Genomic DNA, 2,353 nt, shown 5'->3' on the forward strand with positions numbered 1-2,353 from the left:
GAGAGCGGCTGTATAGCCTAGCAGAAGAGCATGGTGTGAAGGTGATGGTGTTGAGTAGGTATGATTTAAAGACGGTTTAAGCCGTCTTTTTTCTTATTAATATGGACAAGTCCTTTCCTCATAGATTGATTTGAGGTGATATAATGTGAAGGTAACTGTTCATATTGGTCCAGAATTCGAAAAGCGGCGAGAGATTTGCTACGACTTGATTGTGGAATTTTTAAGGAAGGAGTTAGAAAATGAAGGCAATTTATGTTCGCGTCTCGACAGAGGAACAGAGCGTGAAGGGGTACAGCGTCAGGAATCAGATTGACGAGTGTATCACCAAAGCTGGCACATCTGATGTTTTGCGCTATATAGATGAAGGAATAAGTGGAGAATTGATGGAACGCCCTGGTCTTTCTCGGTTGCGTGAAGATGTAAAAAGCGGCATCGTGGATAAGATTTATTGTTACGATCCAGACAGGCTATCCAGAAAGCTAATGAATCAATTGATATTAGATGATGAATTAAGAAAAGCCGGGGCGGAATTAATCTTTGTAAATGGTGAATACGCGCGTTCTCCGGAAGGAAAGTTGTTCTTTTCCATGCGGGGCGCCATTTCAGAGTTTGAGAAAGAGAAGATCAAACAACGGATGAAGTCAGGCAAGATTCGGAAAGTGAAAGAAGGCAAGGTGCTGGGAAACTATGGCTTGTATGGATATGACTATGATAGAGACAAGAAAACATATGTCATTAATGAAGAACAAGCAAAGGTTGTTAAAATGATCTTTGATTACTTTACTGATCCGGCCAGCCCGTTCAAAGGCATTAACGGGATCGCCAAGCACTTAACAGACATGGGGGTCCCTACTGCAAAGAATAAAGGGGTGTGGCATCGCCAAGTGGTGCGACAAATTCTTCTCAATGAATCTTACACAGGTAATCACCCGCAAAACAAACATGACACAGAGGGCGATTATGTGCGTGTGCAGTCAGGAGAAAAGCGAGAACAAACACTCCGACCGAAAGAAGAGTGGATCTATGTAAAAATCCCGCCGATTATCAGCGAAGAACAATACTCGGCTGCGCAAAACCTAATCAAACAATCCCGGCGCCGTTCGGCTAAAGAATCACAGCATAAATATTTGTTATCTGGATTGATACGGTGTGCGGATTGTGGAAATACAATGACAGGCATGATGCGTTCGTGGTGGGGCAAAAAGATTCCAATGTACTCCGATCAGAAAAACTACAGCGGAGCTAAACATCCGGGCTGCGGGAACTTCATGAGAACAGAAGAATTAGACAAGTATGTTTGGGAAAAGGTGTTGTTCTTTTTAAATCACCCAGAGAAAATTTTGGAGCGCACTAAAAACGCCAGTCCGAAAGCCAAGAAATATCAGCAGCAAGAACTGGAGCATTTAGAAAAAGAATTAGAGAAAATAAAAAAAGGCAGAAAGAATTTAATATCCTTAGCTGCCATGTCGGAAGGAACCGATCTTATTGAAATCAAAGAACAATTAACTGATTTGAAAATGAAGGAAGAATCCTTACAAGAACAGTATAACCGATTAAATAAGGAAATAAAACAAGAAGAACGAGGTAACGACTCGATAGAGCATTTTAAACGAGTCATAAAAATGTATATCACGAATGAAGATAGAGAGTTTGATTTTGAATCAAAACAAACACTAATACGAACAATCGTAAAACAGATTTATGTGAGCAAAGAGAATGACAATATAGATATAGAAATATTTTAAGGGGCGTCTAAGCGCCCCTATTGACATTGATATTTCATTTTCAATACATCGTGCAGCGTATGTAGCCAGTTTTGTGCCTTTTCCTCCCGAATAGCTTTCAATGCCTTTAATTAAACCGATGGTTCCAATAGAGATCAAGTCCTCAGAATCCTCGCCGGTATTTTCAAACTTTTTAACAATGTGCGCCACGAGCCGAAGATTGTGCTCGATCAACTTGTTGCGGGCCTCTGCATCCCCTTTCGCCATTTGCTCCAAGTACATTTGTTCTTCTTTAGGAGATAAAGGCTGAGGGAAGGCGTTGTTTTTTACGTAAGATACGAAAAATAGTAATTCTTTTACTGCGTAGGACAAAGCAGCAAGAATGCCGAGCATTGAACCTCCTCCTTTAATAAATCTGGTATTGTCCTAAGTGTATGAGGAAGGAGCGGCTGATTTGCCTGTCCCTTTGATATTTCCAGAGAAAAACGGGAGGAGCGGGTCGGCTCTTACATGAAATGGGGATAAAAAACCGGAGAACCCCGGTTGCAGACTGCAACTGAAGTCAACGAAAATGAAAGTTGTCCGCTGTCCTTTTTAGCTTGTGTGTGAATGGGTCCAGTTTCTTTCCA

At 41.4% G+C, this 2,353-nt stretch carries 1 protein-coding gene and 1 pseudogene; one reads left to right on the forward strand and one right to left on the reverse strand.

Annotated elements, in window-relative coordinates:
- The first annotated feature begins 239 nt into the window (after nucleotides 1-239).
- Nucleotides 240-1,745, forward strand: coding sequence for a recombinase family protein (locus BBA02S_RS19795; RefSeq protein WP_041113264.1), 1,506 nt, complete (start codon nucleotides 240-242; stop codon nucleotides 1,743-1,745).
- Here BBA02S_RS19795 and BBA02S_RS19800 read toward each other — a convergent pair.
- Nucleotides 1,740-2,117 (reverse strand): annotated as a pseudogene (locus BBA02S_RS19800) (sigma-70 family RNA polymerase sigma factor); the annotation flags it as partial. The gene BBA02S_RS19795 and the pseudogene BBA02S_RS19800 sit on opposite strands and share 6 nt — an antisense overlap.
- Nucleotides 2,118-2,353: the final 236 nt, after the last annotated feature.

The sequence above is a fragment of the Bacillus badius NBRC 15713 genome (assembly GCF_001591605.1).
Lineage (GTDB): Bacteria > Bacillota > Bacilli > Bacillales > Domibacillaceae > Pseudobacillus > Pseudobacillus badius.

What these genes read in the sequence shown, in the direction of transcription:
- BBA02S_RS19795 (WP_041113264.1), top strand. Translation starts at nt 240, where the DNA reads ATGAAGGCAATTTATGTTCGCGTCTCGACAGAGGAACAGAGCGTGAAG.